The organism is Nonomuraea sp. NPDC003707 (assembly GCF_053587055.1).
Genome location: NZ_JBSFNK010000006.1, coordinates 273,947 through 298,599, shown reverse-complemented (window position 1 = coordinate 298,599; position 24,653 = coordinate 273,947). Strand labels below are relative to the sequence as shown.

The following is a 24,653-nucleotide window of genomic DNA, read 5'->3' as shown; positions in this document are numbered from 1 at the left end:
TCTACGGCATTTGAGCATAGGCGGGAAGCGTCAGGAACTCGGCGAAGTCGTCGTCCAGCGCCACCTGCTTGAACAGCGCGGTCGCCTGACCGTACAGCTTGTCGTCGTGGCCGGGCTCCTCGGCGATCCTGGCGAGCTCCTCCGCGATGATCTGCTCGACCAGTTCCTTCGTCACCTGGGCGCCCGTGTCGGCGAGCGTGATGTCGTTGTGGATCCACTGCCAGATCTGCGAGCGCGAGATCTCGGCGGTGGCGGCGTCCTCCATGAGGTTGTGGATCGCCACCGCGCCCAGGCCGCCCATCCAGGCGGCGAGGTAGCGCAGCGCCACGTCCACGTTGTTGCGCAGCCCGGTCTCGGTGATCTCGCCCGGGGTCTCGGAGACGGCCAGCAGCTCGGCCGCGGTCACGTTGACGTCCTCGCGCAGCCGGTCGAGCTGGTTGGGCCGCGACCCCAGCACGCCGTCGAACACCTCACGGCACACCGGCACCAGGTCGGGGTGCGCCACCCACGAGCCGTCGAAGCCGTCGCCCGACTCGCGCGTCTTGTCCGCCCGCACCTTCTCCAGCGCCACGGCGTTCACCTCGGGGTCGCGCCGCGAGGGGATGAAGGCCGCCATCCCGCCGATGGCGTGCGCGCCGCGCTTGTGGCAGGTGCGCACCAGCAGCTCGGTGTACGCGCGCATGAACGGGGCCGTCATCGTGACCGCGTTCCGCTCAGGCAGCAGGAACTCGCGGCCCCGGGTCCGGAACTTCTTGATCACGCTGAACAGGTAGTCCCAGCGGCCCGCGTTGAGGCCCGCCGAGTGGTCGCGGAGCTCGTACAGGATCTCCTCCATCTCGAACGCGGCCGGGTAGGTCTCGATGAGGACGGTCGCCCTGATCGTGCCGTGCGGGATGCCGAGGAGCTCCTGAGCCCTGGTGAACACGTCGTTCCAGAGCCGCGCCTCCAGGTGGGACTCCATCTTGGGCAGGTAGAAGTACGGGCCCTTGCCCTTGTCGATCTGCCGCTGGGCGCAGTGGAAGAAGTAGAGCCCGAAGTCGAACAGCGAGCCCGAGACCGGCTGCCCGTCCACCTGGGCGTGCTTCTCGTCCAGGTGCCAGCCGCGCGGGCGCACGACGACCGTGGCCAGCTCGTCGTCGGGCCTGAGCGCGTACGACTTGCCGCCGGTCTCGAAGTCGATCGCGCGGTCGAGCGCGTCGCGCAGGTTGAGGTGGCCGCTCACGCAGTTCTCCCAGAGCGGTGAGTTGGCGTCCTCGAAATCGGCCAGCCAGACCTTGGCGCCGGAGTTGAGCGCGTTGATGGTCATCTTCTTGTCGACCGGGCCGGTGATCTCCACCCGGCGGTCCTCCAGACCGGGCGCGGGCGGCGCGACCTGCCAGTCGGCCTCCCTGACCTGCTTCGTCTCCGGCAGGAAGTCGAGCAGGCCGCCCGCGGACAGCTCCGCCTGCCGCGCCTGACGGGCCGCCAGCAGCTCCAGCCGCCTGGCGCCGAACTCCCGCTGGAGAGTCGCCACGAAATCGAGCGCCTCAGGAGTGAGGATCTCGTCGAACCGGTCGAGCATCGGGCCGGTGATCTCCATGGGGTGCCTTTCCGCTTCGTGGAAAACGACTTCTGGATTGTGGAAGTGAAATTACTCCCCTGGTAGTCCCGGGTCAAAGGTTGGGGTTCCTTCGGGGAGTCGTCGGGGGCATCCCCGATGTGGCCGGGGTTCTTCCCGGACAGGATTGGGGGCATGAAGACCATCGCGATCGCGGGCGGGCTGCTGGCCTCCGCGCTGATGTTGACGGGGTGCGGGATGGCGAGCATCGCCGGCCCGAGCAGCGAGGAGACCGCGTCGTACGAGGTGACGGACAAGGTCGTCAGGCTGCAGGTCAAGAGTGGCGCGGGCGATACCGAGGTGACCGAGACCGGCGGCAGCGCCGTACGCGTCACCGAGACGCTGCGCTGGCGCGGCGACGACAAGCCGAAGCCGGAGCACAGCGTCGAGGGCGACGCGCTGCGCATCTCGTACGACTGCCCGTCGAGCCTGGGCAGCTGCAGCGTCGACTACAAGATCGAGATCCCCAAAGGGCTGACCGTCGACCTGGACAACGGCTCGGGCAACATCACGCTCAGGGGCCTGACCGGGGAGCTCGGCGTACACGTCGGCTCCGGCGACCTCGACGCCGCGGAGCTGGCGGGCAAGAAGGTCGTCGCGGAGGCGGGGTCCGGGAACATCGAGCTCAAGTACACCGCCGTGCCCGGCAGCGCCGATCTGCAGGCCGGCTCCGGGGACATCGTGCTCCGCGTGCCCGACGGGGCCTACGACGTGAAGACCCAGGTGGGGTCCGGCGACGCGAACGTCTCGGTCAAGAAGGACAGCTCCTCTCCCAACAAGATCTCGCTCAAGGCCGGATCCGGCGACGTCACGGTGGCTGCCGGATAAGGGGGTGATTGTGGCGGGGGTGTCGTGCCACCATCGTGGGAAGACACCGAGGTGTCCAGACGTTCCCTAATAGAGATGACACGAATGCACGATTACACCGCGCTCGACCTCGACGAGTTCGAGACCGGCGACATGGACCTCGAGGAGCGCCAGGCGCTGCGCCGCGTGGCGGGCCTCTCCACCGAACTCCAGGATGTCTCCGAGGTCGAGTACCGGCAGCTGCGGCTGGAGCGGGTCGTCCTCGTCGGCGTCTGGACGTCAGGCACAGTGGACGATGCGGAAAACTCCCTGCTGGAGCTCAAGCTCCTGGCCGAGACGGCTGGGTCGCAGGTGCTCGACGGCCTCATCCAGCGCCGCCAGAAGCCGGATCCGGCCACCTACATCGGCTCGGGCAAGGCGCTCGAGCTGCGCGACGTGGTCGAGTCGACCGGCGCCGACACCGTGATCTGCGACGGCGAGCTGACCCCCGGCCAGCTCCGCCAGCTCGAGGAGACGGTCAAGGTCAAGGTCATCGACCGCACCGCGCTGATCCTCGACATCTTCGCCCAGCACGCCAAGAGCCGCGAGGGCAAGGCCCAGGTCGAGCTGGCACAGCTCCAATACCTGCTGCCCCGCCTGCGCGGCTGGGGTGGCAACCTGTCCAGGCAGGTCGGCGGTCGCGCCGCGGGCGGCGTCGGCATCGGCGGCCGTGGCCCCGGTGAGACCAAGATCGAGCTCGACCGGCGCCGCATCCGCGAGCGCATGGCCAAGCTGCGCCGCCAGATCAGCGGCATGTCCACCTCGCGCGACACCATGCGCTACCAGCGCCAGCGGCGCGAGGTCCCCGCCGTGGCCATCGCCGGCTACACCAACGCGGGTAAGTCCTCGCTGCTCAACCGCGTCACGGGAGCCGGGGTGCTGGTGGAGGACGCGCTGTTCGCCACCCTCGACCCGACCGTACGCCGGGCGCGCACGGCCGAAGGCCGGCTCTTCACGATCGCCGACACCGTGGGCTTCGTGCGGCACCTGCCGCACCAGCTCGTCGAGGCGTTCCGTTCGACGCTGGAGGAGGTCGCCGAGGCCGACCTGATCCTGCACGTGGTGGACGGCTCGCACCCCGACCCCGAGGGCCAGCTGGCCGCCGTGCGCGAGGTGCTCGCCGACATCGATGGCGCCTCCGAGATCCGCGAGATCGTCGTGATCAACAAGGCCGACGCGGCCGAGCAGGACGTGATCGACCGGATCATGCGGCGCGAGCGCGACTGCGTCGTGGTGTCGGCGCGGACCGGCCGTGGCATTCCCGAGCTGATGGCGGTCATCGAGCGGGAGCTGCCCCGGCTGGACCACGAGATCCAGCTGCTGGTGCCGTACAACAGGGGAGACCTGATCTCCCGGGCCCACAAGGAGGGCGAGGTGCTCTCCGTGGAGCACGTGGAGGACGGCACGATCCTGCACGCCCGGGTGCTGCCCAGCCTGTGGCAGGAGCTCGAGCGGGTCGGCAAGCCCGTGGAGCGGGTCTTCTAACCCTCCGGTCACCCCCCGGTTCCGTCGTTGCGGCCGGGCGACTCCCACACAAGCGGTACGGTGGGGTCGCCCGGCCGAGCACGTCCGGGCGGGACTGCCGTGACAGTCGGCGAACGATGACACCGGTCGGGCGCGACGGCGGCGTGTGGCAGGCTGGAACGTCGGCGGCGAACGTTACGTTGTGGGGTGGCCCTCGCCGCAAAGCGCTCATGGCTACCCAAAAGCGGCAGTGGTCCCCGAACCCTGGGATTGCTAGAATCGGCCAGACCCCTTACGCGGTCGGGTTTCTAGGGTTGGGTCTAGGTTTCGGATGATGACTCTTGTGATCAAAGTCGTCAACGGGGGCCTTGGGGACGAGGTGGGGCTGGGTGACGGTTGGGATCAGTGGTCTTTCTTCCGAATAACCCTGTACAGCAAGCCCAGCTGTGAAATAACGTAACTGAACTGAAATCGCCGGATCATGACTCTGGCGATACGGTCACCGCACAACTCGATGCGGATGAGAGCAGGAGACCCCCCATGTCGTCCGGACCCGGAGCGGACTCAGTGGGCGCGGCACAGCCCCTGAGCTGTGCGCTGCGCCCATGCCGGTGCGCGGGCGGGGGCTCACGCAGGGCGGTGATGCGGTGACCGTTCGACTGCTGACCAACATCGGCCGCCTGTGGACCGGTAACGAGGTCCTCAGCAACGCCGCCATCCTCGTGCACAACGACCGCATCGCGTGGGTCGGGCGCGCGCCAGACCTCCCGCAGAGCGTCCCCGGAGTCGTCGACGACATCGTCGACGTCGACCACGTCGAAAACCTCGGCGGCGCGCTCGTCACGCCCGGTCTCATCGACGCCCACACCCACCCCGTCTACGCCGGCAACCGCTACGCCGAGCTGGCCATCCGCACCGGCGGCTCCAGCGCCGCCTCGATCACCGCGGCGGGCGGCGGCGTGGGCTCCACGGTCACCGTGACCCGCGGCACCGACCCGTGGACCCTGTGCAACGGCGTGCGCGAGCGGCTGCGGGGCTGGCTGCTCAGCGGCACCACCACGGTCGAGGCCAAGACCGGCTACCACCTCACCCGCGACGGCGAGCTGGCCGACGTGCGGCTCCTGCGCGAGCTGGAGAAGGAGCCGATGATGCCGCGGGTGCACGTCACCTTCCTGGCGGCGCACGTGGTGCCACCCGAATACTTCGGCCGTCAGCGCGAATACGTCGAGGCCGTGGGCGCCTGGTGCGCCGACGCCGCGGCGGCGGGCGCCGACAGTGTCGACGTCTACTGCGACGAGGGCCACTTCACCACCGAGGAGTCCCGCTGGGTGCTGGCCTCGGGCCGCAACGTCGGGCTCCTGCCGCGCATCCACGCCGGCATCTTCAGCCGCCGCGGCGCCGTCCAGCTGGCCGCCGAGCTCGGCTGCGCCTCCGCCGACGGGCTGCACCACATGTCGGACGAGGACATCGCGATCATGTCCCGCTACGGCGTGCCCGCCGTCGTCTGCCCGGCCACGGCCCTGCAGCGCGGCCATCTCCCGCCGGTCCGTCAGATGATCAAGCACGGCGTCCAGATCGCCCTCGGCAGCGACCACAACCCCGGCTTCTGCGGCATCACCTCGATGTCCCTGGTCATCGCCATGGCGGTGTCGGCGTTCGGGATGAGCGTCAACGACGCCCTGCGCGCGGCCACCCTCGGCGGCGCCACCGTCCTGGGCGCTCCCGACCGCGGCGTCCTGGCGCCGGGCCGGCTGGCCGACATCGTGCAGTGGGACGCCGACCACGAGGGCGCCTTCGCCTGGTCCTTCGGTCTCAAGCCGCGCCGCGTGTGGCGGGGTGGGACGCCGGTCCAGTAGTTACGCTCGGGGTTATGCCGCCCTCGGTCGCTGTGGTCACCGACTCGACCGCCTACCTGCCTGCCGTGCCCGGTGTCACGGTCGTCCCCGTCCAGGTGATCGCCGGCGGGGTCTCGTACGACGAGCCGCTGTTCACCGGCGACCTCACCACGGCCACCACCTCCCGCCCCGCCCCGGAGAGCTTCGCCTCCTGCTACGCCTCCCTGGCGGCCGCGGGCGCGACAGGAATCATCTCGATCCACGTTTCCCGCGATATGTCCGGCATCGCCGATTCCGCCCAGGCGGCCGCGTCCGATGCGCCCGTGCCCGTGGAAGTGATCGACAGCCGCTCGATCGCCATGGGCCTCGGCTACCCGGTCCTGTCCGCCGCCCGCGCCGCCGCTCGCGGAGCCGCCCTGGAGACGGTGACGGCGGCGGCCCGCCGCTGCATGGAGACCACGCGGACGTTCTTCTACGTGGACACCCTCGACGCCTTACGACGCAGCGGCCGCATCGGCACCGCCGCCTCCCTCGTCGGCTCGGCCCTCATGATCAAGCCACTGCTCCACATCGTGGACGGCCGCATCTCGCTCCTGGAAAAGGTCCGCACATCCTCCCGCGCCATCGCCCGCCTGGAGGACCTCGCCGTCCACGCTGCGGGCGAGGGGCCCGTGGAGGTGGCCGTACAGCACCTGGGGGCGAGCGACCGCGCCGAGGCTCTGGCAGAACGCCTGCCGAAGCGGCTGGCCGGGCTGGTGGAGCTGCGGGTGGTGGAGGTGGGGGCGGTGATCGGCGTCCACGTGGGGCCCGGCATGCTGGGCCTCACGGTCACATCCGGCACCCCCTGACCCTTTGCCGAGGCCGCACGCACACCACTTTGCCTGAGGGACCGATACCCCCAGTCACCCTGCAGCCCCCTCACCCCTTGAAGCCCAGCAGAACCGTCAGTCCTGCGCCATCCACCAGACCTCTCAGGCCTGCATCCCTGAGCAGCGCCCTCGGCCTTCAGCGGCCCAGCAGCACCCTCAGCCATCAGATGCCCAGCAGGCCCCTTAACTCTCCGAGGCCCAGCAGGACCCTTTACTCTGTGGCCCGGCATGGCTCTTCGGTCCTGACGACCAGCAGGCTCCTCGGCCTTTCGACGCCGAGCATGGCCCTCAGCCTGCGATGCCCAGCATGGCCCTCACCCCAGCAACGCCCGGCACCTTCAGCCCTGCGACGCCTTGAAGAGCCGTTCGGCCCTGAGGCAGCCGAGCGTGCGCCTCCTGCCCGGCGACGGGCAGTCCTACAGCTTCCCAGCCCGGCGATGCCCGGCAGAGCCGTTCGGCCCTGAGGCGGCCGAGCGTGCCCCTCCAACTCGGCGACCCCCAGCGCAACAGCCCCCAGCCCTGCGACGCTCAGCATGCCCCTTCTGCCTCTTGCGCAGTCCTTCAGCCCCCACGCCCTGCCCACATCCTCCTGAGCGGGATCCTCAACTTTCTTACGTGCACGCTCACCTTGATCACGCCGACCTGGTTGTCCACACCCCCTTCGCTCATCACCCACCCCATCCCCAGAACACGGTTCGGGACCTCCCCGAGAACCGCTGAGGATCTACGTTCTCAGCCGTGCGAACCCCCGACCCCACGGCGGAGCGGACCATAGCCGAGTCCCGGCTTCGGTCGATCACCGCGCCGACCCGCCGCTCCCGCCGCTCTCTCGGTCGGCTCACTGGCGCCATGACCGAGCCAACGGCCGGGGCCCAGGCGCGGAACCACGCCTCAGCACACCAACCCGGACAGCCTTCAACCGAGCCCCGTGAGGGAGAAGCTTGGGACGATGCCGCCCTCACCACCCTGCGCCAGGGAAGCCGCTGGGAAGTCCCTGAACCCGCAGCATCAGGCGAGGAAAACCGCTGGAACGACACTCCCGCAAGAACGCCTCCAGAGGGACATGACCATGGTGATGCCATCACCTCACGCGCATCCCACCAAATCCCCAACCAACGATCAAACGCATCACCACCACCCGACCAAAAGCGCGGACCCGCCCCCGTACCACCCACCTTCCAGGCATTCCGCGCAGCCCTCACCTCCCAAGCCCCAGCCCTCGACCCAGGCAAGCCCGGCCTCCGAGTCCTGCTGGCCTTGGGAGCCCTCGCCGCAGCCGTAGCAGCGTTTTTTCTCTGGCGCTCCCAGCCTTCACCGGAGCCGTTGCCGCCTCCCACCCCGATCTCACACCCACCAAGGTCGCCGTCCCCGACCGCCGTGGCCAAGGTGACCGTCCACGTCACCGGCAAGATCCGCAAACCGGGCGTCTACCTACTCCCCGCAGGCGCCCGAGTCACGGACGCGGTGGCAGCAGCCGGAGGAGTGTCCCGCGGCGCCTCCACAGGCGCACTCAACCTCGCCAGACGCCTGATCGACGGCGAGCAGATAGTCGTAGGCACCCCCGCAGGCCAGGCAACCCAAGCCTCACCCATCACAGACCCGGCCACCACCGTGCTCGACCTCAACTCCGCCACAACCGACCAACTCGAACAACTCCCAGGAGTGGGCGAAGTCCTGGCAGCCCGCATAGCCCAGTTCCGAGACACCCACGGCGGCTTCACCACCGTCGAACAACTACGCGAGGTGACCGGCATAGGCCCACGAAAGTACGACGAACTCAAGCCAAAGGTCCGCGTCTGACATGGCCACCCCGCGTACCGACGACACCCGCCCAACACCCCCAAGCCGAGACAACACCAACTCTCCACTCGACCGCGCCCGGCCTGCCGACCGCGCCCGGCCTGCCGACCGCGCCCGGCCTGCCGACCGCGCCCGGCCTGCCGACCGCGCCCGGCCTGCCGACCGCGCCCGGCCTACCGACGGAGCCAGCACGAACACGGGAGCCACTCACCCCGATCCCGACACTGCCCAGCGTGAACACACCTGGCCCCTCATCCTCCCCGCACTGGCCGCCTGGGCAAGTGCCTTGGTCCTACTCGGCTGCTCCGCCCGCACAGCCCTGATCGTCACCCTGTCCACAGCCCTGGCCGCCGCAGCCGTAGCCTGGCCCGCCCGACCCATACTGCGGCGCACCCGCCTCTCATCCCAGCAAGCACCCACCACCCGGACCACCCAACACAGGGATCCAGCCACCCGGGGCGAGGATTTGGCCGCCCAGCACCGCACCAGCCGCATCTGGCCCTGGCCCACCCACTCCCCGAGCTTGCTGACGAGTCTGGCCGGCAAGCTCGCCAAGCTCACGAATCGGCATCCGTGGTCCACGGTTGGACGTTCACAGCCACCCACCGACACCGACCACCCTGCATGGGATCCACCCTCCCCACCCCTGCGGACGTGGCGAGAACCCTGTCTCCCTTCCGACCAGACCGACCAGACCGACCAGCATCGGAGCCCGCACTCCAAACGAGATGCACGGCGACCACCTCCCCCCACCTCCTGGCGCAACATCACCATTGCCACCCTCATCTGCGCGGCCGCTGCCTCAGCGTCGATCGCCCTCAGAGTCCACGCCCTGACCACCGGCCCAACAGCCGACTTGGCCAAGAAGAACACCTCTATCAAGGCCCAGATCGCCCTAACGGACGACCCCAAGCGCAGACAAAACAGAAGCGGTCACTTCAACCAGGAGAGCTACGTGACCCCGGCCACCCTGAAGATCATCCAAACAGCCGGCAACCGCCAGGCCGTCAACGTCCCCATCACCGTCTTCGCCAACGGACACGACTGGAGCACCTTGCTCCCCAGCCAGCACGTCGAAGTGACCGGCCGCCTGGCCAAGCCAACCCCAGGCGACCTCGTCGCAGCCATCCTCCTGGTGCAAGGTCCGCCACGAGTCCTGACACCCCCGTCCATGCTCCAAACAGCCGCGGGCAGCCTCAGATCGGGCCTACGGGCGGCCGCCGCCACCCTCCCCGCCGACCAGCAAGGCCTCCTGCCGGGTTTGGTCGTCGGCGACGTCTCACGCATGGATCCCCAAGTGTCGTCCGACCTCAAGGAGGCCGGCCTGAGCCACTTGAACGCAGTGAGCGGAGCAAACCTCGCAATCGTGGCAGGCGCCGCCCTCGCCCTCTCCCGCCTCATCGGGCTCTCCCTCCCGGGGAGGGCTGTATTCGCTGCCATCGCGATGCTCGCGTTCGCCGTGGTCGCCCGCCCCTCGCCAAGCGTTCTACGCGCCCTCCTGATGGGCCTTGCCGCCGCCATTGCACTGGGCACAGGCCGAGCAAAGGACGGCCTCGCGGCCCTGTCGGCAACGGTCCTCCTCCTGGTGCTTTTCGCCCCAGAACTATCCCGTTCGTACGGCTTCGCCCTCTCGGTAGCAGCCACGGCCGGAATCCTCATCCTCGCCCCACGCTGGCGCGACCGCCTGTCACCCCCAAAAACCGAGGACGACACCGACAATCAGAACAACACAAAACACAGTAAGCACCCTGATCGTGATCCACAGGATGAGCTAGATCTGCGGCGACAACACGCCCCCCGCCCGAACCACAGCCTGCATCCGGACCACAGCCTGCATGCGGATGGAAGTCTGCACCCAGACCGAATCGTGGGCCCTGACCCCGACCCCGACCTGCATCGGCACCACAGCCTGTGCCCCGACCGAAGCCTGCATCCAGACAACAGCCTGCAGTCGAATCCTGATCTCCTCTCGGAGCGGGCTCTGCCGTCGACGACTGGGGGCGGCTCCAGGGTGCCGTATCGGTGGCCGCGCTGGATGGCTGAGGCGGTTGTCGTGCCGGTGGCCGCGCAGGTGGCGGTGACGCCCATTCTGGTGCTGATGTCGGGGCAGTTGACGCCCGTCGCCGTGATCGCCAACCTGCTCGTCGCCCCAGCGGTGGCCCCTGCGACGTTGCTCGGTTTCGGCGCCGCCCTGGTGGCGCCCGTATGGTCCGGCGGCGCGGAGCTTCTCGTCGTCCCGGCCGGTTATGCAGTCGGATGGATCATCATCGTCGCCCGCTGGGCAGTGAACCTGCCTTTCGCCACCGTGCCGTGGCCAGGCGGGCTCCCGGGATTGGGGTTACTGCTGCTCGCGGTGGCGATCGCCGTGCCGATCCTGCGGCGCAGGGCGTGGAGGGCCGTGGCGGTGACCGTGGCCGGGGCGGTCTTGGCCGCCGTACTGGTGATCCGGCCCATCGTCGGCTCCTGGCCGCCCAAGGGGTGGTTGATGGTGATGTGTGACGTTGGGCAGGGGGACGGGCTCGTCGTGGCGGCGGGACCGGGAAGAGGGATCGTGGTCGACACCGGGCCTGATCCGATCGTCATGGATCGGTGCCTGCGCAGGATCGGCGTCGACGACGTACCCCTCCTGATCCTCACCCATCCGCACGCCGACCATGTGAACGGCCTCCCCGGCGTACTCCGCGACCGGCGCGTCGGCGCCGTGGTCGTCAGCCCGCAGCCCACGAACGCGCGAGCCATCGCGCATCTCTCGGCCGCGCTGGCACGCCGTGGGATACCGGAATGGACGGCCTCACCCGGAACTCGGTGGCGCTTCGGCCCGTCAGAGCTGACCGTGCTGGGTCCTGATCCCACCTTGGGCGAGATGAGCGGGCACGGGGAGGGTAGCGCGATCAACAACTCCAGCGTGGTCGTCCACGTACGCTGGCGGTCCGGATCCGTTCTGCTCAGCGGTGATCTGGAGACGGAGGCGCAGGATGAGCTGTTGCGCCGGACGGCGGTACGGGCCGACATCCTCAAGACCCCGCACCATGGGTCCAACCGGCAGTCCCCGGCCTTCTTGTCGGCTGTCGGCGCACGGGCGGCCTTGATCAGCGTGGGCGCCGACAACGACTACGGCCATCCCGCCTTGTCCACGCTTGCCATCCTGCGTCGGCTGGGAGCCAGCGTCTACCGGACCGACCAGTCCGGCGACCTTGCCATCGTGGAGCGGGAGGGGCGGATGGCAGTGGTTCCCCGCGGCCCGTAGCCCCGCGGCCCGTAGCCCCGCGGCCCGTAGCCCTGCGCCCCGTGCCTCTCAGCCCGTGCCCCCAGCTCGTGGCACCGTGGCGGGGACGAGCTGTGGGGGATCGTGCCTAAGGGCTGCGGGCCGGGTCTGAGGGTTGCGGGCTGGGCCTGAGGGGTGCGGTGCGGGCCGGAGCTGCGAAGGGCGTCAGGGCCCGGTGGCGTGTACGGGGTGTGCTCCGAGTACCGGGTTGTCGGTGACGCATGGCATGCTGCCTGACATGGCGGGAACCGATCCAGCACCTGTGACCCTGGTCCTCGGTGATGAGGAGCTGCTGGCCGAGCGGGCGGTGAGCAGTGTCGTCGCGGCGGCGCGGGCCGGCGACCCGCAAGCCGAGGTGCAAGACCTCATGGGCGGGAAGATCGCGGTCGGTGAGCTGACGCAGCTGACCTCTCCGTCGCTCTTCGGCGATCGTTCCGTGGTGGTGATCCGGTCGGCTCAGGATCTTTCCAAGGACGTCATCACCGAGGTCGTCACCTATGCCAAGCAGCCCTCCGACGACACCGTGCTCGTCCTGTCGCACCCGGGCGGGGTGAAGGGGAAGGCGCTGGTCGACGGGGTGAAGAAGGCCGGGGCCACGGTGGTCACGATCAACAAGGTCACCAAGGCGGGGGAGCGGCTGGACTTCATCAAGGGGGAGTTCAAGCGGGCCGGGCGGGGCATCTCCGGGGACGCGGCTCAGGCGTTGCTCGACGCCGTGGGCAACGACCTGCGGGAGCTGGCGGCGGCGTGCAGCCAGCTGGTGTTCGACACGGAGGACAAGACGATCAGCGTGCCCGCCGTGGCCCGCTATCACAAGGGCCGGGCCGAGGTCACCGGGTTCAACGTGGCCGACTCCGCTGTCGAGGGGCGATTGGCCGACGCGCTGGAGCAACTGCGGTGGGCTCTCGGCACCGGGGTCGCGCCCGTACTGCTGGTGAGTGCGCTGGCCGGGGGCCTGCGGTCGCTGGCCAAGGTCGGCAGCGCACCGCGCAACCTCCGAGGCGGGCAGTTGGCCAGCCATGTCGGCATGCCGCCGTGGAAGGTCGATCGGGTGAAGCGGCAGCTGAACGGGTGGGGGCCTGAAGGGCTGTCCAGGGCGATCCAGGCTGTGGCGGGTGCGGATGAGCAGGTCAAGGGTGGGGGAGCGGACCCGGCGTACGCGTTGGAGCACGCGGTGCAGGTGATCGTGGCCAGCCGCACGGGGCGGTAGTCGGCGGTCGATGCCCCACCCTGGTCCCGGTAGGTGCCAGGCCGGGGAGGTCCATACGGACTGGCTGTACCGGCCATCGAGGTCGGGCTTGGGCGTCGGCTCGGCGTATGGGGTGGTGCGGTGAACGGGCTGGTCGGGCGTGTGGTCGGCAGCGCGTGTACGGAGGCAGCTTAGGTCGTCGGCTGAGCGTGGGCTGGGGTGCGGGAGCGGACGTTCGCAGGGCACGTCGAACGGTAACCGGGCGGGTGACAAAAGAGTGGGCGAGTGTCGGGCGATGAGGGGTCGGCCCACGCGTCACGGAACCGCTGGGGAGTGGTGAAGGCGGGCTGGCCCAGGCGGTAGCGGGCCGGGTGCAGGGTTCCGCGTTGCTGGGCTGGCGCGGGTGCAGGGCCCCGGCCCCGGCCTTGGGCCGCTGGGGGTGGTGAAAGCGGGCTGGGCCAGGCGATGGTGCCGGATGCTGGGTGCCGGGCTGCTGGGCTGGCGGAGGTGCAGGGTTCCGGGCCCCGGTCCTGGGCCGCTGGGCTCGCGCGGCGAGTACCGGGTGCCGGGGCTGCCGGGCTCGCGGGGGTGGCTGGTGGCGAGGATAGGCGGCTGAGTGCCGGGGGCGAGGCAGGCGGCCGGGTGGCTGGTGGCGAGGACAGGCGGCCGGATGCCTAGGGGCGAGGACAGGCGGCTGGATGCCTAGGGGTGACTGGGGCGGGCCGTGTTGTTCGGTCAGGTGTTGTCGGGACGCGGGTCCGGGGTCAATGGGGCATGGATCTCGCGGTGGTGAGGGGCACTGAGAAGGGAGTCCTCGGGCCAGGCTCAGGCTCATAACCTGGAGGTATGGCTGACAACAGAGAGATTCGCGCTCGGATCCGCGATTTCCTGGTGACTCGTCGCGCCCGCGTGAGTCCCGGCGACGTCGGCATCCCCGAGCGCGACCTGCGGCGCAGGGTGAAGGGGCTGCGCCGGGAGGAGGTCGCTCTGCTGGCGGGCATCAGCGTCGAGTACTACACGCGCCTGGAGCGTGGCGACGCGGCGGGCGCGTCGCCGTCGGTCATCAATGCCGTGGCGCGGGTGCTGCGTCTCGACGACGTCGAGCGTGAGCACCTTGGCCGGCTGTTTCTGGCTTCGAGCGAGGGCGGCACACCTGTGCGGATCGTGCGGCACGTGCGGCCGCAGGTGCAGTACCTGCTGGACGCGCTCGGTGACGTGCCGGCGTTCGCGCTGAACAAGCGCCTGGACATCGTCGCGGCCAATCTGGTGGGCCGGGCCCTGTACGCGCCGATGTACGACGGTACCCGCGACCCGGTGAACGCCGCTTGGTTCCACTTCCGGAACGAGGCGGCGGCCCGTGCGCTGTGGGTCGACTGGAGTTCTGTCGCTGACAACATCGCCGCGATCCTGCGCGCGGAGCTCGGCGTGCAGCCGCACGATCACGACCTCGCCGACCTCATCGAGGACCTGCTCGACAATGACGAGTTCGCCACCCGATGGGCGTCCCAGAACGTGCATCGCCACTCGAGTGGGATCAAGCCGGTCGACCACCCGGTCGTCGGCCGCATGGACCTGCCGTACGAGAGCCTCTATCTGGCTGCCGACCCGGACCTGTCGATCCTGGTCTTCAACCCCGAGCCCGGCACGGCCGCCTACGATTCGCTGAAACTGCTGGCGCTCTGGGCGCGTGATGACGCGAACGACCAGCACGCGCGGTGGCGTACGGCCCGTAGCGCGTAAGCGGGAGCTCTGGGACCGAAGAGGCCGGGTTCCGGGCCGCCACGGTTGGCGCGACAGGCGCGCATCGCGGGCCGTCGTACGCCTACCGCTACCGCGAGATCGCTACCGGCAGCCCCGGCGCGCGGGGACGGCCGCCTGACCTGAGTACAGCGATGACGTCTACCGGGACCGGTGGTCCGGCGCGGGGACGGCCGGTCTCAGGAGGACGAGGCCGCAGCTGCGATGATCCGCCACGCGTTCGGTCCTGCGCTGTTCGGTCCTGCAGTTCGATCCTGCAGTTCGGTTCTGCGTCGTCTGGCGCTGGGTCTTGCCGCTCGCTGGTGTGACGCGCTTGGGGGTCACTGACAGTGACTCCCACCGCCGCGAACCCGCCCCTAGCGTGGACCACGCGGAAACGACACGCATGACTATTAAAGGGGAAATATGCAGGCCGCAATCATTCACGGCGACCGAGACGTTCGTCTGGAGAACGTCCCCGACCCGGTCTTGGCGACCGACGGACCGGGCGGCGGGCTGGATGCGATCGTCCGCGTCGTCGCCTCCTGCGTCTGTGGCTCAGACCTGTGGCCCTACCGCGGTATCGACAAGGTCGAGGCGCCCCGGCGCATCGGACATGAGTTCGTCGGCGTGGTCGAGGAGGTCGGCGCGAACGTCGAGAATGTTCGGACCGGCGACTTCGTGATCGCGCCGTTCCACATCTGCGACAACACCTGCATCAACTGCCGTAACGGCTGGAGCGTCCACTGCCTCCACGGCGGGTTCTGGGGCAGCGACCCCCGGACCGGGGGCTCCGCGGACGCCGGCCAGGGCGAGCGCGTACGCGTCCCACTCGCCGACGGCACGCTCGTCGTCGTCCCCGGACGGCCCGACCTCTCGATCATCCCGGGCCTGCTGACGCTGTCCGATGTCATGCCCACCGGCCACCACGCCGCCGTCTCGGGCGGCGTGAGCGAGGGCTCAACCGTCGCCGTGGTCGGCGACGGCGCGGTCGGACTCTGCGCCGTCATCGCGGCCAAACGCCTCGGGGCATCGCGCATCGTCGCCATGTCACGCCACACTGACCGGCAGGAACTCGCACGCCAATTCGGCGCGACCGACATCGTCCCCGAGCGTGGCGACGCGGGTATCGCCGAACTCAAGGAGATGTTCGACGGAATCGGTCCGGACGCCGTTCTCGAATGCGTCGGCACGAAGGAGTCGATGGACCAGGCGCTGCGCTCGGCGCGGCCCGGCGGTCAAGTCGGCTTCGTCGGCGTGCCCTACGGCGGCCCCCTGGAGGTCGGCACGATGTTCAGCTCCAACGTCGGCGTGCGCGGCGGCGTCGCGCCCGTTCGCAGCTACCTCGACGAGCTCCTGCCCGACGTCCTGGACGGCACCATCCAGCCGGGACGCGTGTTCGACGCGGAGATGCCCCTGTCCGACATCACCGCCGCTTACGCCGCGATGGACGAACGCCGCGCGATCAAGGTGCTTCTCCACCCGTAGAGCCGCGCTCGACCTGACTACTTCGCGGCTGGGCGGAGAGGGCGGAAGAACGTTGTGAGCTCCTCCTGCATCAGCGCAGGCTCCTCCAGGGCCAGGAAATGGCCACCGCGGCCGGGTTCGCTCCAGTGGCGCAGGTCGGTGCAGGCGCGTTCGGCGATCGAGCGGGGGATGCCGGACAGGACCGGTTCGTGGCTGAGGGTGATGGCTGTCGGCACCGTGATGGGCGGGCGGGGGGTGTTGTGGGCCCAGTCGTAGTACTGCCTGAACGACGTGCCGATCGAGCCGGTCGCCCAGTACAGCGTCAGGATCGTGAGCAGGGTGTCGCGGTCGAAGCGGGACTCCAGGTCGCCGTGGCAGTCGCTCCAATCCCGGTATTTGTCGACTATCCAGGCGGCGAGTCCGGCGGGTGAGTCGATCAGGGCGGCTGCGATGGTGTCGGGCCGGGTTCCCATGATGGCGCTGTAGCCGCCGTCGAGCTCGTCGTACGCCTCCTCGGCCGCCACGAACGCCTGCTCCTCCGCCGACATCGGCGGGTCGCCGAACGACGCGGGGAACGGGGGATGGATCAGGTGGATGCCGATCACCTTCTCCGGGTAAAGCGTGGCCAGCCATTGGGTGGCCGCCCCGCCGATGTCGCCGCCGAAGGCGGCGTACCGGTCGTACCCCAGGGTGTCGGTCATCAGCGTGTGCAGCATTCGCGCCATCGCGGCCCGGGTGAGCGGCTCCGACGGCAGCTCGGAGTAGAGGAAGCCCGGCATGGACGGGATGACGACGTCGAACGCGTCGGCCGGGTCGCCGCCGTGGCGGGCGGGATCGGCGAGGCGGGCCGCCAGGGGGAGCATCTCCAGGAAGCTGCTCGGCCATCCGTGGCAGAGGAGGATGGGCATGGGTGCGGGACCGACTCCGGCGATCCGGACGAAATGCAGGCCCCGCTCGCGGTGGTGCGGCAGCGCGTTGAGCTCGGCCTCCCGGGCGCGGTAGTCGAACTCCTCCGCCCAGTACGTCACCAGTTCCCGCAGGTACGTGGGGTCGGCTCCGGCCTGCCAGGCATTGGCGCCGGTGCGGTCCATGAACCTGGTCGCGCGCAGTCGAGCTCGCAGGTCGTCCAGCGCGTCGCCGGGTACCTCGATGCGGAACGGCGAAAGAGTCACGCATATCTCCGATCAGCTGAAATATCCACTGGCCTACCACCGGTCGGCGATCCGGATCAACCGGATTATCGGCTCAGTGGAGTGAGTCAGGTGAGGGCGGGTTCGTGGATGATGCCGTCGTTGATCTCCAGGACCCGGTCGGCCAGCGTGATCAAGCTGGGATCGTGGGTGGCGACCAGGGCCGTGACCCCCTCACTCCGTACGACTGCCCGCAGCAGCTCCATGATCTGCCGCCCGGTCTGCGAGTCCAGCTGCCCCGTGGGCTCGTCGGCCACCAGCAGCCGGGGCCGGTTCGCCAGGGACCTGGCGATGGCCACCCGCTGCCGCTGCCCCCCGGACAGCTCGTACGGCCGCTGGTTGGCGTGCTGCTCCAACCCCACCAACGCCAGCAGAAGACGTACGCGAGCCTCGCGCTCCTCCGTCGGTGTCCGGAGCAGCCGCATCGGCACCCCCACGTTCTCCGCCGCGGACAGCACCGGGATCAGCCCGAACGACTGGAACACGAATCCCACCACGTCGCGGCGCAGGGCCAGCAGGTCGTCCTCGGACATGGCGGTGACCTCGTGCCCGGCGACGACCACCCGTCCGGCGTCCGGTTTGTCCAGGCCGCCGATCTGGTTGAGCAGGGTCGTCTTCCCGGACCCCGACCGCCCGCGGACCGCGACGAGCTCGCCCGGGAACACCGAGAACGACACCTCCCGCAGCGCCACGACCTCCTTGGGCCCGGTCCGGTAGACCTTGCGCAGCCCTTCCACCACGACCAGGGGCGAGTCAGTCATCAGAGGGCTCCTCCCGGGCGGGCCACACGCCGATGTGGTCGGATTCGAGCTCGAGGCGCACCCGCCGCTCCATCTCGAGCGCGTTCATGAAGTCGCGCGGCAGCTGCAGCCGCCCGACCCGGTCCAGCACGGCGTACTCCTCGGCGACGATCTGCCCCTCGGCGCCCTCGCGCCGCAGCGTCTCGCTGCTGGTACGCCCGTCGCGAATGCCCACCGTACGGTCCACCTGCTCCGACACCAGCGGGTCGTGCGTCACGACGACCACGGTCACCCCCAGCTCCCTGTTGGCCTTGCGCAGCGCGTCGAACACCTGCTCAGACGTCTCGCTGTCCAGCTCGCCGGTGGGTTCGTCGGCGAGGATGAGCTGCGGGGAGTTGGCGAGCGCGACGGCGATGGCGACCCGCTGCTGCTCGCCGCCCGACATTTCGGGAATCCTGCGGTCTGCGCAGTACCCAACCCCCAGCAACTCCAGCAGCTCCAGCGCGCGGCCCCCGCGGCGACCGGCCAGCTTCATCGGCAGCTCAACGTTCTCCCTGGCGGAGAGGTACGGCAGCAGGTTCCGCGCGGTCTGCTGCCAGATGAAGCCCACCACGGACCGCCGGTACCGCAGCCGGTCGCGGGCGTTCATCGACAGCAGGTCCGTCCCCGCCACCCTGGCCACCCCGGCCGTCGGCACGTCCAGCCCGGACAGCACATTGAGCAGGGTCGACTTGCCCGACCCCGAGGCGCCCACGATGGCCACCAGCTCGCCCTTGTCGATCACCAGGTCGAGCCCCTGCAGCGCGACGACCTCCACGCCCTCGGTCTTGTAGATGCGTACGAGGTTGTCGCACACGATGTGCGCGTCGCCGCCGAACGCGGCCTTCTCCCGCGTGGCCCTGGCTTCCAGCTCGGACAGGGTCGGGTTCATGAGAGATCCCCCACTCGAAGGACGGCGCCGAGGTTGCGGCGGCGGCTGATGGCGGTGTGCGCGTACGCGCCGAGCACGGCGACGGCGGTGAGCCCGCCCGCCAGCAGCACAGGAACGAACAGGTCGAGCGAGTAGTCGCCGACCGGCAGGTCCCCGGCGTACGACGACAGGTCCACGCCGGCCCCGAGCGCGTACGGCAGACCGAGGCCCAGGCCGAGCCCGACCAGGGCGGTGATGAGGATCATGGGCAGGATCTCCAGCACGGTCAGCCGCTGCGCCTGCCGGTCCGACAGTCCGAGCGTGCGCAGGAACGACACCGCGCTGGCGCGCTCGGCGGCGCCGATGACGAGCGCCAGCACGACGGCGACGAGCGCGTACGAGCCGAGCGCCACCGTCACCACGACCAGCGTCCAGCGCACGGTGCTGGTGAGCGGGTCGTCCTGGATGGCGCTCAGCGCCCCCTCCTGCGACTCCACGGTCGCGGACGGGACCAGCCGCGCCAGCACGTCAGGGGAGACGTCGCCCTTGATCAGCAGGGTGTTCGGGGCGGGCCGAGTCAGCACGCCCAGCGGCACGACCATGAACTTCCCCGAGGTGAAGAAACTGGGCACCGACTCGACCACGCCCCGCGTGGCGAGCTTCACCCTCGACTGCCACCCGATCTCGAACGTCCCCCGTCCCCGCAGCTCCGGGGAGACCAGCGCGCCATCGGACAGCGGGGGCACGCTGATCGGGGCGCCGTCCAGGATCCGGCGCCACTGCGCCACGTCCACGGCGAGCGCCTCGGCCCGCTCCGCGCCGTACCCGACCTGCACCCGCCCGGTCTGCGCGATCAGCACCTGCTCGACCCCGGGCGTCGCCCGCACGCGGTCGATCGAGGCGGCGGGGATCTCGAAGTCCGACGTCACCTTGATCGGCGCGCCCACCTGCTGCCAGGACGCCAGCCGCTGCGTGTCCGCGATCCCGCCGGAGATCACCGCGGCGAACACCGACACGCCCAGCGCGGGCAGCAGGATCAGCACGGGCAGCACGCCGGCGGAGCGCGCCCTGGCCGCCCTGGTCAGCCCCAGGAACGGCACGGCCGCCCGCCCGCGCGCGGCCAGCCGTACGAACAGCCGCAAGGGGTATGGATAGCAGCGCAAGGTGATCAACGCCGCCGCCAGCGTCAGACCGACGGGCACCAGGAGCAGGAACGGATCCTGCGAGGCGCCACGGGCCCGCAGCAGGTACGCGCCGACCAGCGCGAGCACCACGACCAGCACCTCCAGCGTGACCCGCCGGGCGGAGGGCCGACCGGCGGACACGTCGTCGCGGCGCTCGTGCAGCGGCGTCCGATGGGCCAGGGCCAGCCGTACCCCGGCGAACCCGACGGCCGCCACGACCACGACCAAGGGCCCCAGGTGCACGATGGGCAGCGCGGGCCCGGGCACCAGGAACGACAGCCCGTACCCGGCCAGCGCGGCGGGCAGCACCGCGACGCCGGTCAGCAGCGCCCCGGTCCCGGCCACCTGCCGCAGCGACCCGCCCCGCGCCCGCGCCAGGGACAGCGTGTGATCGAGCCGGTTGCCCAGCAGCAGCACGACCAGCGCGATCACGCCGAGCGCCACCGCCAGCAGCCCGCCGAGCACCAGGTACATCACGGTCTGCGCGGTGGCCACCTCGGCGAGGAAGTCGCCGAGCAGCTTGGAGAGCCCGGTGTCCAGGTGGTACGGGCTGGCCGTCGACTGGAGCGCGGCCACCCGCCCGAACTCGGCGACCGCCGCCTGGAGGTCGGGCGCGGCCAGCGCGCTCGCGCCACGGGCGTCGATCGGCAGGACCCAGTGGTAGGACAGGTTGCGTCCCTCGCCGCTGAGCGCGGTCAGCCCCTCGTCGGGGATCAGCGTCGTGACGTGCTTCTCGAACTCGTCGCTGCCCGGCGTCTCCGTCTTGAGGACCTGCAGGAGGTCGACATTGTGGGACCAGTAGCGGTCACGGGGGTCCTTGGCCTTGAAAGCGCCGACGATCTTCAGGGCGGCGTAGTCGTTCTCGCCGACCATCTTGGTCTGGCCCACCTGGTAGCCCAGCTCGGGCAGGGCCTCCGCGACGATCCCCACCTCGAAGACCGGGATCGTCGCGCCCTCGTACCGCATGGTCGAGGGCTTGCCGGGCGCCCGTCCCTGGACCCAGTCCACGCGCCGGTCCGCGTCGGAGAGCCAGCCCAGGTTCATGTGGGTATGGCCACGGGTCCCGGTCACGGGCGTCAAGGTGGTCTTGGCGCTCATGTGGCCCGCGCCGGTCGCCAGCGGGCGCAGCGCCGGCGGCAGGATCTGGCGCCAGCGGCGGTCGCGGGCGTCGAACTGGCCGCGTTCGTGCAGGTCCTCCTCGGACGAACGCGACTCCACGGACACCGTCAGGTCGGCCTGCACCGCGGGGGCGGCGACCAGCGAGCGGCGCAGCGCCTCGTCGAACGACGCCTGCATCGCCCTGGGCAGCCCCGCGACCAGTAGGCAGGCGCTCAGCGCCAGCACGAAGAGCACGGCCATCGCGCCCAGGTGCACGCGGGCGAGCAGGGCGATCCTCACCGTTCCTCCACGAGTTGCCCGTTTTGCCCGCGCAGGCGGCGGGCCAGCCCGGCCACGATGGCGATCAGCACCGCGGCCACCAGCGCCAGCATCGCCGCGGTGGCCGCCCACGGGATGTCGAGCACCACGCCGGGGGTGACGGCCGAGGCCTGCCCGGTCAGGACGATGTGCGGCACGACCAGCGCGCCGACGACCACGGCGAGTCCGGTGCCCGCGACGAGCGACAGCCCGATGACGAAGGCCTGCTCGACCGCCAGCACCCCGAACACCTGCCGGGAGCTCACCCCGAGCGCCCGCAGGATCGCGAACTCGCCCATGCGCTCCCGGGCCGCGACGGTCGCGTTCACCAGGAAACCGAGCGTCGCGAAGACCAGCGCCGCCGCGAACCCGAGCATCAGCGCCCCCTGCAATCCGCTGGCCAGGGGGTCGTCCCGCAGCTCGGCCGCGAGCCTGCGCTGGTCGAGCGCGGTCACGTCCCATTCGGGCCGCGTCTGGAGCGCCTTCACCGCGGGCGCGGTGTCACCGGCCGCGAGCCACCATTCGGTGGCGGGCCTGGGCAACTGCGCCGCGGCCAGCTCGTACGTCTGCAGCGTCCCCCAGTCGGCGAGCACGGCCTTCTGCCCCGCGGGGGTGGTCGGCATGCTGTCCACGACGCCCACCACCTTCACCTGGAGCACCCTGCGGTCGATGCTGGCCGGCCCGACCTGGCCGACGGCCAGCTTGAGCGAGGCGGCCAGGTCGGCGGTGAGCACCACCGGCAGCGGTCCGGGCTTCGGCAGCGGCGCGAGGCCGGCGACCGCAGGCCGCGTCACCTTCATGGACACCGGCGGCGTCGCCACCTCGCGGCCGTCGGCGCTGAGGCCGGTCAGGGTCAGGTTCGCGGGGGTCTGGGGGGTGCCCGCGACGAGGCCGCGCAGCGACAGCGGGTACGTGATCTTCCCGGTACGCCCGGCCAGCGCCCGGAGGTCGACGTCGATCCGGTTCTCACCCTTGCGCAGCACACCGAGCGACACGTCGCGCCACACGCCGAGCGCGTCGGAGAGCACCAGCCGCAGCGGCAGCTCGCCGTCCGCCTCCGCCCGCAGCGTGAGCGCCGACGGCTGCCCGGGAAGGTCCAGCTTGCCCGCCAGGCCTCCCACCAGCGCCCGTGACATCTCCCCGACCGGTTGCTCGGACAGGTCGGCACGCAGGTGGAACAGTTCGCCGAGCTTGCCCGCGTCCAGGCCGAGCAGCAGCGCGCTCTCGCCGCTCACCTCGGTCTGCCCGCGAAATCCCGGCGAGTACGCCGTGACCCCGGGCAGCGCGGTGAACGCCGTCCCGCGCCCGAGCGCCCCCAGCTCCGGCCCGTCAGGGGGACCGGACAGCCGCAGGTCGGCCCCGGCCTGGTGGCGGGCCTGGTCGACCTGCGAGGCCCGCCAGGTGGACGCGGTGGCCATGGACACGATGCCGATCGAGATGGCCATGGTCAGCAGCAGCGCCGGGCCCGCGTACTTGAGCGGCCGCCTGCTCACCTGCCAGGCCCCGAGCGCCGGGGCGAGCGCCGGCCGCCTGGACGTCACCCGCTCGGCCAGCTTCGAGACGCGCGGCACCAGCCGCAGCCCCAGCATGCCGCCCGTGAGCAGGGCCAGGGCCGGCCCGGAGATGATCAGCGGGTCGATGCCGAGCCCGCCCGCGGCCGTCGCGGTCACCGGCGCGCCGTAGCGCTGGAGCTGCCAGATCGCCAGCCCGGCCACGACCAGCAGCGCCAGGTCGGCGCCCGCCCGCTCGATCAGCCCGCGCCCGCCGCCGCGCCCGCGCGCCGCCTGCTCCTCCACGTACGTGCGCCGCGCGCCCGCCAGCGCCGGCAGCACCAGCAGGACGGCCGCGGCCAGGGCCACGCCGAACGACACGAGGAACGTGCCCAGATCGGCCGAGGGCGCCAGCCGTACCCCTGAGGCCCTGATCCAGGGCAGCAGGTTGACCAGCGCGAGCAGCGGCGGGCCCAGGAACGGCGCGACCACCGCGCACGGCACCGCCACCAGCAGCGCCTCGCCGCCCGCCAGCGCGGCCAGTCGCGCCGTGCCCGCGCCGCGCGAGCGCAGCAGCGCCACCTCCATGCGGCGGTGGTCGGCGAGCAGGCGGGCGGTGAGCATCAGCGCGTACGCGGCCAGCAGCAGCAGCTGCAGCACCGGGATCAGCATCGTGGAGCGCGCCACCAGGGACGCGGTGTCGAGCTGGGTCAGGATCTCGGGCAGGCGGCTGGCGGCCGCGCAACTGCCGCAGCCGTCCGCCTTCAGCCGCTCGCCCAGCCGGTCGATCGCTCCGGCCAGCGGGCGCAGCTGGGCGGGCGTGAGCGTGCGCAGGTCGGGTACGGCGGTCCAGGTCGCGTTCACGCTGGTGGCGAAGCGGGCGACGAACGTCTCGCGCGGCACCATCAGCGGCCCGTACGTGGTGAACTCGCCGCGCTCCACACCCCGGCTGAGCAGCTGCTCACCCGCCCACCGCTCGCCGAACGGGTCGTTGAGCTGGAACACGCCCACGATGCGGACCGTGACCGGCCGCGGGTCGAGGCGGCCCTTCGTGGTGAACTCCTGCCCCGCCTTGAGCCCGGTCGCCGAGGCCGCCGACAGCGAGATCGCGGCCTCCACCCGGTCCCCGCCGGCGCGCGGCCAGGAGCCCGAAACGAGCCTGGCGTGCTGGTCGAGCCCGTCGTAACTGCCGAACCTGAGCAGCTCGGGCCGTTCCTGGGCGTCCTGGCCCGGCATGACGTAGGAGTCGGAGCGGAAGCTGGTGGTGACGGCGGGCGGGCGTGCGTAGGCCTTGGCGAACTCGGCGCGTACCGACCGGTCGAACTTCGGGAACGTCTCGGCCGTCACGGGGGCGCTGACGGTGGCGGCGGTCTGGCGGTACGAGGCCGTCTCCATCGTCCTGCGGACACCGGCGTCCGCGATGGAGGAGGCGTACATGGTCAGCGCGACCAGCGTGGTCGTGGCCAGGAGGATCGAGCCGAAGGCGGCCAGGAGGAGCAGCGGCTCGCTGAGCGCACGTTTGACGACCAACGGCCCCCGCATGTGTCCCCCTTCGCCCGTTTTAGTGCACCTTCGGGCAGGTTCGGGCAGCGGGGCAAGGCGATCTTTGGAACGGTGACGCACCCGATACGGGCGTGTGATATCGAAACTGTGA

The 24,653-nt window shown here is 70.6% G+C and carries 15 protein-coding genes; 9 read left to right on the top strand and 6 right to left on the bottom strand.

Going from position 1 to position 24,653, the window contains the following annotated elements:
- Position 1: 1 nt before the first annotated feature.
- Positions 2-1,579 carry a malate synthase A gene (gene aceB, locus ACWDRB_RS18255; protein WP_449895184.1) on the bottom strand — a complete coding sequence of 526 codons (1,578 nt, stop codon included), beginning with the start codon at positions 1,577-1,579 and terminating at the stop codon, positions 2-4.
- A gap of 153 nt (positions 1,580-1,732) precedes the next feature.
- Between aceB and ACWDRB_RS18250 the strand changes: the two genes are divergently transcribed.
- The 9 genes from ACWDRB_RS18250 to ACWDRB_RS18210 all read left to right on the top strand — a co-directional run bounded on the left by ACWDRB_RS18250 (position 1,733) and on the right by ACWDRB_RS18210 (position 16,090).
- Positions 1,733-2,425 carry a DUF4097 family beta strand repeat-containing protein gene (locus tag ACWDRB_RS18250; protein ID WP_449895182.1) on the top strand — a complete coding sequence of 231 codons (693 nt, stop codon included), beginning with the start codon at positions 1,733-1,735 and terminating at the stop codon, positions 2,423-2,425.
- An 84-nt stretch (positions 2,426-2,509) separates the two neighbouring features.
- Positions 2,510-3,928, top strand: coding sequence for a GTPase HflX (gene hflX / locus ACWDRB_RS18245; protein WP_449895180.1), 1,419 nt, complete (start codon positions 2,510-2,512; stop codon positions 3,926-3,928).
- 626 nt (positions 3,929-4,554) lie between these two features.
- A complete protein-coding gene (gene hutI, locus ACWDRB_RS18240) occupies positions 4,555-5,763 on the top strand; it encodes an imidazolonepropionase (protein WP_350724877.1) in 1,209 nt (402 codons plus the stop codon).
- Between the two features lie 14 nt (positions 5,764-5,777).
- Positions 5,778-6,590, top strand: a complete 813-nt coding sequence (locus tag ACWDRB_RS18235; protein WP_449895177.1) for a DegV family protein — start codon at positions 5,778-5,780, stop codon at positions 6,588-6,590.
- A 1,407-nt stretch (positions 6,591-7,997) separates the two neighbouring features.
- The gene (locus ACWDRB_RS18230) at positions 7,998-8,411 is read left to right on the top strand and encodes a helix-hairpin-helix domain-containing protein (protein WP_449895174.1); all 414 of its coding nucleotides are present in this window, start codon (positions 7,998-8,000) and stop codon (positions 8,409-8,411) included.
- An 856-nt stretch (positions 8,412-9,267) separates the two neighbouring features.
- Positions 9,268-11,658: a ComEC/Rec2 family competence protein gene (locus ACWDRB_RS18225; protein ID WP_449895172.1), complete on the top strand. Its 2,391-nt coding sequence runs from the start codon at positions 9,268-9,270 to the stop codon at positions 11,656-11,658.
- A 256-nt stretch (positions 11,659-11,914) separates the two neighbouring features.
- Positions 11,915-12,886, top strand: a complete 972-nt coding sequence (gene holA, locus ACWDRB_RS18220; RefSeq protein WP_449895169.1) for a DNA polymerase III subunit delta — start codon at positions 11,915-11,917, stop codon at positions 12,884-12,886.
- Between the two features lie 825 nt (positions 12,887-13,711).
- Positions 13,712-14,605, top strand: coding sequence for a helix-turn-helix transcriptional regulator (locus ACWDRB_RS18215; RefSeq protein ID WP_449895167.1), 894 nt, complete (start codon positions 13,712-13,714; stop codon positions 14,603-14,605).
- Positions 14,606-15,028: 423 nt separating this feature from the next.
- On the top strand, positions 15,029-16,090 hold the full coding sequence (locus tag ACWDRB_RS18210; protein WP_449895165.1) for a zinc-dependent alcohol dehydrogenase family protein: 1,062 nt from the start codon (positions 15,029-15,031) through the stop codon (positions 16,088-16,090).
- Positions 16,091-16,107: 17 nt separating this feature from the next.
- On the opposite strand, the gene ACWDRB_RS18205 is transcribed toward ACWDRB_RS18210, so the two are convergent.
- The 5 genes from ACWDRB_RS18205 to ACWDRB_RS18185 form a co-directional block, all read right to left on the bottom strand.
- Entirely contained in the window at positions 16,108-17,241 is a 1,134-nt protein-coding gene (locus ACWDRB_RS18205; protein WP_449895162.1) for an epoxide hydrolase family protein, read from the bottom strand.
- An 86-nt stretch (positions 17,242-17,327) separates the two neighbouring features.
- Positions 17,328-18,020, bottom strand: a complete 693-nt coding sequence (locus ACWDRB_RS18200; RefSeq protein ID WP_350724889.1) for an ABC transporter ATP-binding protein — start codon at positions 18,018-18,020, stop codon at positions 17,328-17,330.
- On the bottom strand, positions 18,013-18,930 hold the full coding sequence (locus tag ACWDRB_RS18195; RefSeq protein WP_449895160.1) for an ABC transporter ATP-binding protein: 918 nt from the start codon (positions 18,928-18,930) through the stop codon (positions 18,013-18,015). Before ACWDRB_RS18195 ends, ACWDRB_RS18200 begins: the two co-directional genes overlap by 8 nt.
- Complete coding sequence (locus ACWDRB_RS18190; protein ID WP_449895158.1) at positions 18,927-21,491, bottom strand: FtsX-like permease family protein; 2,565 nt, start codon at positions 21,489-21,491, stop codon at positions 18,927-18,929. The genes ACWDRB_RS18195 and ACWDRB_RS18190 overlap by 4 nt, the downstream gene beginning before the upstream one ends.
- Positions 21,488-24,541: an FtsX-like permease family protein gene (locus ACWDRB_RS18185; protein WP_449895156.1), complete on the bottom strand. Its 3,054-nt coding sequence runs from the start codon at positions 24,539-24,541 to the stop codon at positions 21,488-21,490. The genes ACWDRB_RS18190 and ACWDRB_RS18185 overlap by 4 nt, the downstream gene beginning before the upstream one ends.
- Between the last annotated feature and the right edge of the window lie 112 nt (positions 24,542-24,653).